Below are 7,536 nucleotides of genomic sequence, written 5' to 3' on the forward strand. Positions count from 1 at the left end.
CGGCACGGCGTCGCGAGCCGGGGGAAGCGATTCCGGCAGCGGTTGCCCCGAGGTCCTGGCGAGGGCGGCAACGGGCGCCGCGACCGAAGGGCCGCTCGCGGCATTCGCCGCACCCATCAGCGTCCGGACACGGCGAAGCCGGAGCACTTGCAGCGCGATTAGACTGGCGCTGACCAAGGCGAGGAAGAGCATGAGCAAGAAGTGCGAAGGCGAAAGTCCAAACAATTGCCGAGCGCTTGCATGCGCCGGATCGGCGATGCCGAGCTGGTCGCGAAACCAGGTCTGCGCCGCGATCGGAGCTTGCGCTTCGCTCGCAAGCGCGGCTTGACCGGCAGCACCGCTCTTCAGAAGATCGAGCCCTTCGCGCAACTTCTTTGCCGCATCGAGCCGGGCTTGCGGGGTCGCGGCGTGCATTGCCGCCGCGTTGGCCGCTTCGACCATTGCCAAGCCGTCTGAGACGCGCTGTTCCGCCTGGCTGGCCAGAGCCTGCTTCTCCTCGGCCGAAGTGGCTGGCAATGTCAGCAGTTTGGCGAAAAACGGACCGCGCCGGTTCGCTCCGCCATGTTCGCCTTCTCCGCCCATCATCTCCTGCATCATGTCCTGCATCATCGCGGACATGGCGCTATCGGCGGCGGGCTGGCCGCCCGGCTTGGCCCCGCCGTTGCTGCTCATGGGGGAGGGCGTAGCCATGGGCGACGGCGCGGCACCGCCTGGATGATGCGCGCTGTGCTCGTCGCCGTCCTGCGCGTGCGCTGGCATTGCCAGCGCACACGCAGCGATAGCGATCACAGCGCATCGGGGCTTCGGCATCGACATGGGGAACGCTCGATCGCCGCCTACATGTCCTGCATGCCCCCGCTTGGCATCGAACTGCTCTGGTTGGTTGGCTGCGAGTCGGGAGCCGGGGTAGCGGGGTGGTTCATTCCCGGACCCATGCGCATGCTGTCGTGATCCATCTTCTGGCGCTGGTCGGCCTCCATCCGGTTGTGCATATCGTCGGCTGCCGTGGAATTGGTCGCGTCGCTGGCTCCTGTCTCGCTTGCGGCGTCGGTGGCTGCCGCGCTGGGGGTGGCCTCTTTGTCCTTGCTGTTGCAGGCCGACAGCGCGAGGGCGCCTGCAAGCGCCAGACCGAAGCCAGTCCACGACAGTGCCTTGCGATTTAGGTAAGCCAAATTCGGTCCTTTCTTTCTTGGTAATGATTAGCAATTGCCTCGCGCGAAGCGCGATCTGCGGCGCCGCGTTGCACATCTTCCCGCCTGAAAACCGACCCACAGGGGCTGGGCTTCGTCTAGCGGCGTTGCGGCGACCAGGCTGGTCAGGAACGTTTCGACTTCCGAGAGCCACTCGACATTGTCCCTCGCGGCGTCGAGCTTCGCGCGCGTGACGCCGAGCAGCGTCTCGATCCGATCGCGGTTTGCTGTCGATGCTTCGAGCAAATCGCGGGTCTGTTCGAGGCTGAAGCCCGCTTCGTGGACGTGGCGAATGCATTGCAGCCGCTCGAGGTCGTCGTCGCTGTAGACCCGGTAGCCTGCGCCATTTCTGACCACCGCAGGCAACAGGCCGATGCGTTCGTAATGGCGAACCGCATCGCGGCCCACGCCGGCGGCTGCGGCGACCTCTCCTATCTTCAATCCTGCCATGGCATCCATCCCAATGTGGCTGGCCGGGCGCTGCATCTTGTGTGCAGGCGGTTTCCGCTTGGAACCGTTGTTGGGCGTCCCGGCCGTGCAGCGCCTCGCACGGGGAGTAGGGGTCGTTGGCCCTCCGGTGGGGATTGCCAACGACCTCATCGACAGCCGCCGCGCACGCGGCTGGCCGCGCTCAGTGGTTGCGCCGCAATTCAACGATGTCGTTGCGCGCCGGTCGGCCGCTGACGACGGTGACGTGGGCGAAATGGTCGTCGAAAACGTGATCGATCCTGACTTCGCCGACCTCCTTGCGGTGAAAACTCGGGCCCGTGCCCTTTTGCGGGCCAGTATGAGGGACGATCCGATAGACGTCGAGAACCTGTCCGACCTCGGCACCGTCGGCTTTGCCGATGCAAACGACTGTTCCGGTCGAACCGACTTCGACGATGGTGCCGCGCATAAACCAGGTGTGGCCGATGCCCTGCGACAGGACCGGGGTCGCGCCGAGCAAGGCAATTCCAGCGAACGCGGCGGTGAGGGACTTCTTCAACATGATCGACTCCTTCGCGAAATTTGGAGGCCGGCCCCAGGCCTAATGGGGAAGATCCTGTCTTCATTCATTGGGATAAGGACCCCCGTCCCTGCTTGACATACGTATTGGTCACATTGTCAGGCGTGGTCCGTGGCCAGCGCCATGTCGCCCCAGCTGCCCAGCCGGGGAGTTTCGCAGTGCCAGCCGAGTTCGCGTACGATCCGCTGCGCCAATATCGCTGAGGCGCTGGCTTCGCCGTGGGTCACAAAGGTCCTGCGCGGCGCCTTCGGCATGCCCGAAAGCCAGCGCATGATTTCGTTGCAATCGGCATGCGCCGACAGCATCGAGAGGTTGCTCACCTCGGCAAGGACCGGCACCTCTTCCCCGAAGATCCGGATCGACGTTGCCCCGGCAACCAGCGCGGCCCCTCGGGTTCCGACGGCCTGGAACCCTGCGAACAGGATGAGGTTTTTCGGGTCGGGCGCGAACTGGGCGAGATGATGGAGCACGCGTCCGCCCGTGGCCATGCCGCTCGCCGAGATGATGACCTTCGGATTCCGATCTGCCGTCAGGGCCTTCGATTCCTCGGATTCGCGGACGTAGTGCGCGACTGCGCAGGCCGTTTTGCATTGCTCGCGGGACAAACGGTGGCCGCCCGAGTGGGCACACATGATCTCGCTGGCGTCGATCGCCATCGGGCTGTCGAGATAGACCGGCGCGCCCTGCAACCGCCCCGCTTGCTTGAGCAGGGACAGGTAGTAGAGCAGCGACTGCGCCCGTCCGACCGCGAATGCCGGGATGACGACCGTCCCGCCCCGCGCAATACAGCGCTCGATAGTGTCGCCCAAAGCCAGTTCGGGCGAGAGCGCATCATGCTCACGGTCACCGTACGTGGATTCGACGATCAGATAGTCCGCTTCCGGCGGCGGTGTGGGATCGAACATGACTGCATCGTCGTAGCGGCCCAAATCCCCTGAAAAGAGAATCCTCGTGCCCTTCCAGTCGATCTCGATCGAGGCTGCGCCAAGGATATGGCCGGCGCGGCGAAAGCGCGCGGAGATGCCGGGGGCGACCTCTACAGCTGCGTCGAAAGCCACACCTTCGAAATGCTCCAGTGCGTTGAGAGCGTCATTCTGGGTGTAGAGCGGCAAGGCGGGCCGATGCCGCGAATAGCCCCGCCGGTTGGCGAACTGGGCGTCCTTCTCCTGGAGATGGCCGCTGTCCGGAAGCAGCAGCTCGCAGAGTTCGGCCGTGGCGCGCGTCGCGATGACCCGCCCTTTCCAGCCATTGCGAACCAGGCGCGGGATCGCTCCGGAATGATCGAGGTGCGCGTGCGTGAGGAGAATGGTTTCGACGTCATCGACCTCGGGCGGAGGCGGCGCCCAATTGAGTCCCCTGAGCTCCCGGCCACCCTGGAACAGTCCGCAATCCACCAGTATTCGCGTCGAATCGTCTTCGAGAAGGTAGCGCGATCCCGTCACGGTTCCGCTGGCGCCAAAGAAACCGATCGCAAGTCCATGTCCGGACGGACGAGGCTCTACGTCAAGTCTCGCCTGCGGTTCGATGCCGGGGAGGAAATGTCCGCGGGACTTGTCCTTCGCGCGGTGCTTCTTGTGCTTGTGCATGGACGTTGCCTCCCGAAATCGTGGTTCTAGGACCGATTTTCTCTGGCGTGCGGGACGAAGGCCATACGTATTGCTCGCAGCGAATGGTCGCGCGGCGACCTGGGGCAATGTGACATCTACCTATGGCGCTATTTGCCGCGTCGCCGCAGTTGCACCAGGTCAGGGCGCTCGAACGCATGCCGGGTCTATATTCGCCTGGCGCGCTTCGAAGCGAAAAACGATGGAGAGGGGGACGGTCGGCATGCAAATCGGAATTGTCGGGCTCGGCCGCATGGGCAGCAATATCGCCCGCAGGCTGCTGGCCGCAGGGCACAGCTGCATTGCCTTCGATCTCGACCTGGCGCGGGTGGATGAAATCGCGGCAGCTGGAGCTCAAGCAGCACGTGATCTGTCCGGGCTGGTAGCAGCCCTGTCCGCGCCGCGCGTCCTCTGGATAATGCTGCCAGCCGGCTCCGCAACCGAAACGGCCATTCACACCCTGTCGGACCTCCTGTCTCCCGGCGACATCATCGTCGATGGCGGAAACACCTTCTATGAAGATGATCTTCGCCGGGCGGCCCTGCTCGCTGAAAGCGGGATCGGTTACGTCGATGTGGGCACGAGCGGCGGCATCTGGGGCCGCGAGCGCGGCTACTCGCTGATGATCGGCGGAACGCCCGAAGCGGTCTCCCATATCGATCCGATCTTCAAGGCGCTGGCGCCCGGGATCGGCGCAGCGGCACAGACGATCGGACGCCAGGGCGCAGACCAGAGGCCGGACCATGGATATGTCCATGCCGGACCCCACGGCGCCGGACACTTCGCGAAGATGGTTCACAACGCCATCGAATATGGGATGATGCAGGCGTTCGCCGAAGGCTTCGACATCCTGCGAAACGCCTCGGTCCTGGCCGATCGGACAGGCGCTCGATACGAATTCAACCTCGCGGATATCGCCGAGGTTTGGCGGCGGGGCAGTGTCGTATCCTCCTGGCTGCTCGACCTGATCGCGGGCGCTTTGGCCAAGGATGGCCAGCTGCTGCATCTCGAAGGACAGGTCGACGACTCCGGCGAGGGGCGTTGGGCCGTATCGACCGCGATCAAGCAAGGTGTTCCGGCCAATGTCCTGGCTGCCGCATTGAATGCGCGGTTCAGGTCGCGCCACGAGCATACGTTCGGCGACAAGATGCTTTCGGCCATGCGCGAGGAGTTCGGCGGTCATCGCGAGGCCATGCAGCCGCAGCTCCAAGGATCACGCGGAACCCGCCCCGAGGATATTGGAGCGCGCCGATGACCTCGAATGACGAGCCGTACTGCAGCGCCCTCACACCGCATCCCTGCGAGCATTGCTTTCCAAGCGTGCGCGCTGCGGACATGCCCTCGTACCGTTTGGCCGCGCTGGATCAGGACTTCATTCTCGGCGATTCGATGCGCGGGGTCCGCTTTCTGCTCGAATACGAAAAAGTCGAAGAGGCTCTGCGCGCTTGGGGCGTCTTGTCGACGATTGTCGTCTTCGGCAGTGCGCGGGTCCGGGCAGGGCAAACTGGCAATGGCGGCTTCTGGTATGACGAGGCGCGCAAGTTCGGCCGACTGGCATCCGAACGCGGCGGCGCGCTCTCGCGCAACGATGGCAAACGGGTCAATGTCATCGCCACTGGGGGCGGGCCGGGGATCATGGAGGCGGCCAATCGCGGCGCGCACGATGCCTGTGCACCGACGATCGGTTTCAATATCACGCTCCCGCGCGAGCAGGCACCCAATCCCTACACCACGCCCGAGCTGACATTCCGGTTCCATTATTTTGCGATCCGCAAAATGCACCTCGCGATGCGCGCCAGCGCTCTGGTCGTATTCCCGGGCGGCTTCGGGACTTTGGACGAGATGTTCGAAATCCTGACCCTCCGCCAGACCGGAAAGGCTCCCAAGGTGCCGATCGTGCTGTTCGACCAAAGCTATTGGCAGGCAGCCATCAATCTCGATGTTTTCTGCGAGAACGGCATGATCGATCGCGCCGATCGCGAACTGTTCGCCTATGCAAATACGTCCGATGAGGTCTGGCAGGCTCTGATAAGCCTCGGCCTTGAACCCGTATCGTAGGCCTGGCCAGCGCTCCGCGGCCTGGCGCTGTCGATGCGATGCTCTTTCGTCGGCGTGATCGCCCGCGCTGTCCATTCGCGATCTACGTATAGCGCCTCTAACCCGCCCGCCGCAGAATCCCCGCGAGGCTGACCGAACCGTGGCAGCCATCAGCAAGGAAACACTGCATGAAAAGAACATCGATGATCGTCGCTGCTTTGGGACTTCTGACCGCAGGTATCGGCCCCGCCCTGGCCGACCAGATGCCTCCCGGCATGAGCGACATGCCTGCTCCAAAGCAGCAGGTGAAACCCAAGGCGAAGCCGAAGCACCCTGTCCGGCATCGGCAGCGCTCCGCGCGAACCCAGCGCGCGCCCGCCGCGGCACCTCACCCTTCGCCGTCCCCATCGCCTTCCGCCATGCCGATGAAGTCCGGCGGCTGCTGTTGAACGGCTTGCCGGCGCCATGCAGTCAAGTGAACGCTCTACGGTGAAGGGCGAAGAACGGCAGGATTCGATGCCGCACGGCAAATCACCACAGAGATTCTACCAGCACAGAGCGGCTGTAGTGGTCGATATTGCCGTCGATCCCGCAACGCTGTTCGAGCACCTGGACGATCAAGCAAAGCTGGCGTCCCACATGATGCAGTCTTCTGCAATGATGGCCGGGAGTTCGATGAAGTTCACGTTCGATCACGATCGCGGACGTATGCTGGGCTCGAGGATCGGCATGCACGGCAAGGTGCTGGGCCTTTCGCTCGAGCTGAGCGAGATCGTCACCGAACGCGATCCGCCTCGCCGCAAGGCCTGGGAAACCGAAGGCGTGCCGCGATTGCTGGTCATCGGTGCCTATCGGATGGGTTTCGACATTGCCCCCCAAGGACTCGGTTCGCGGCTGACGGTCTTCATCGACTACGATCTGCCGAATTGGCCCTGGCGCTTGTTGGGACTGATCCCTGGCCGCGCATATGCACGCTGGTGCACCCGATCCATGGCGAACGATGCAGCACACACCTTCGCCGCGTGACCGCGCGGGCAGGGGGCTCGGAACAACGCACAGGAAAAATTTGCACGACGACACCCTCACCGGTCAGGGTGTTCCTCCTGCGGATATGCCTTATTGCGGCGGGTGAAGCAGCAAGATGGCGTGCTGTCAATTGTCTGGCTTCTCCCTGGATCGCGATCCCGCTACGCCATCGCCGCCAGCAACCGATCGAGCGGCATTGTGGCGAAACGAGTGAAGCTATCGGCAACAGCGTAGGGCAACACCAAAGTCCGCCCGTGAACCATCGCACCGCAGCTGTACATGACATTGGGAACGTAACCATCCCGTTCGTCCGCATCGGCCCGCAACAACGGCTGTGTGACCCGGGCAAGCAGTTTGGCAGGATCCTTTCGGTCGAGGAGGCAAGCGCCAATGCAGTAATTGCGCGCCGGTCCAACACCGTGAGTCATGAGCAACCAACCCTCGTCGATTTCGATCGGCGAGCCGCAGTTGCCCATCTGGACGAATTCCCAAGGCCAACGCGGCCGGACTATTCTTGCCCCGCCGTTCCAATCGTAAACATCGTCCGAGGCCAGGAGCCAGATGTTCTCGTTATCCTGCCGTCCGATCATCGCGTATTTCCCGTCGATCCGATCCCATATAGCAGGCGTATTTTTTCCAGGTTGCTTTGGTGAAGCTGTATGATCTGCAT

9 protein-coding genes and 1 pseudogene are annotated in these 7,536 nt (G+C 63.4%); 4 read left to right on the forward strand and 6 right to left on the reverse strand.

Annotated features, from left to right (window positions below; translation table 11 throughout):
• From DM995_RS17665 to DM995_RS17685, 5 genes and pseudogenes are all read right to left on the reverse strand, one after another.
• Positions 1-816 (reverse strand): annotated as a pseudogene (locus DM995_RS17665) (2Fe-2S iron-sulfur cluster-binding protein); the annotation flags it as partial.
• Positions 817-836: 20 nt separating this feature from the next.
• Complete coding sequence (locus DM995_RS17670; RefSeq protein ID WP_039330740.1) at positions 837-1,172, reverse strand: hypothetical protein; 336 nt, start codon at positions 1,170-1,172, stop codon at positions 837-839.
• A gap of 27 nt (positions 1,173-1,199) precedes the next feature.
• The gene (locus DM995_RS17675; RefSeq protein ID WP_232824522.1) at positions 1,200-1,676 is read right to left on the reverse strand and encodes a MerR family transcriptional regulator; all 477 of its coding nucleotides are present in this window, start codon (positions 1,674-1,676) and stop codon (positions 1,200-1,202) included.
• A 145-nt stretch (positions 1,677-1,821) separates the two neighbouring features.
• Entirely contained in the window at positions 1,822-2,181 is a 360-nt protein-coding gene (locus tag DM995_RS17680) for a hypothetical protein (RefSeq protein WP_116970558.1), read from the reverse strand.
• Between the two features lie 116 nt (positions 2,182-2,297).
• The gene (locus DM995_RS17685; protein WP_116970559.1) at positions 2,298-3,785 is read right to left on the reverse strand and encodes an MBL fold metallo-hydrolase RNA specificity domain-containing protein; all 1,488 of its coding nucleotides are present in this window, start codon (positions 3,783-3,785) and stop codon (positions 2,298-2,300) included.
• Here DM995_RS17685 and gnd point away from each other — a divergent pair.
• The 4 genes from gnd (at position 3,784) to DM995_RS17700 (ending at position 6,866) form a co-directional block, all read left to right on the forward strand.
• Entirely contained in the window at positions 3,784-5,058 is a 1,275-nt protein-coding gene (gnd, locus tag DM995_RS17690; RefSeq protein WP_082730821.1) for a phosphogluconate dehydrogenase (NAD(+)-dependent, decarboxylating), read from the forward strand. The two genes, DM995_RS17685 and gnd, sit on opposite strands and share 2 nt — an antisense overlap.
• Positions 5,055-5,861 carry an LOG family protein gene (locus DM995_RS17695; RefSeq protein WP_081097107.1) on the forward strand — a complete coding sequence of 269 codons (807 nt, stop codon included), beginning with the start codon at positions 5,055-5,057 and terminating at the stop codon, positions 5,859-5,861. The genes gnd and DM995_RS17695 overlap by 4 nt, the downstream gene beginning before the upstream one ends.
• Before the next feature lie 167 nt (positions 5,862-6,028).
• The gene (locus tag DM995_RS21990) at positions 6,029-6,289 is read left to right on the forward strand and encodes a hypothetical protein (RefSeq protein WP_156135672.1); all 261 of its coding nucleotides are present in this window, start codon (positions 6,029-6,031) and stop codon (positions 6,287-6,289) included.
• 40 nt (positions 6,290-6,329) lie between these two features.
• On the forward strand, positions 6,330-6,866 hold the full coding sequence (locus DM995_RS17700; protein ID WP_196490602.1) for an SRPBCC family protein: 537 nt from the start codon (positions 6,330-6,332) through the stop codon (positions 6,864-6,866).
• 161 nt (positions 6,867-7,027) lie between these two features.
• Here the strand turns inward: DM995_RS17700 and DM995_RS17705 are convergent.
• The coding region (locus DM995_RS17705; RefSeq protein ID WP_502696616.1) for a glycoside hydrolase family 130 protein at positions 7,028-7,536 on the reverse strand (509 nt) is incomplete at its 5' end.

The sequence above is a fragment of the Blastomonas sp. UPD001 genome (genome assembly GCF_003426715.1).
In the GTDB taxonomy this organism is placed as follows: Bacteria; Pseudomonadota; Alphaproteobacteria; order Sphingomonadales; family Sphingomonadaceae; genus Blastomonas.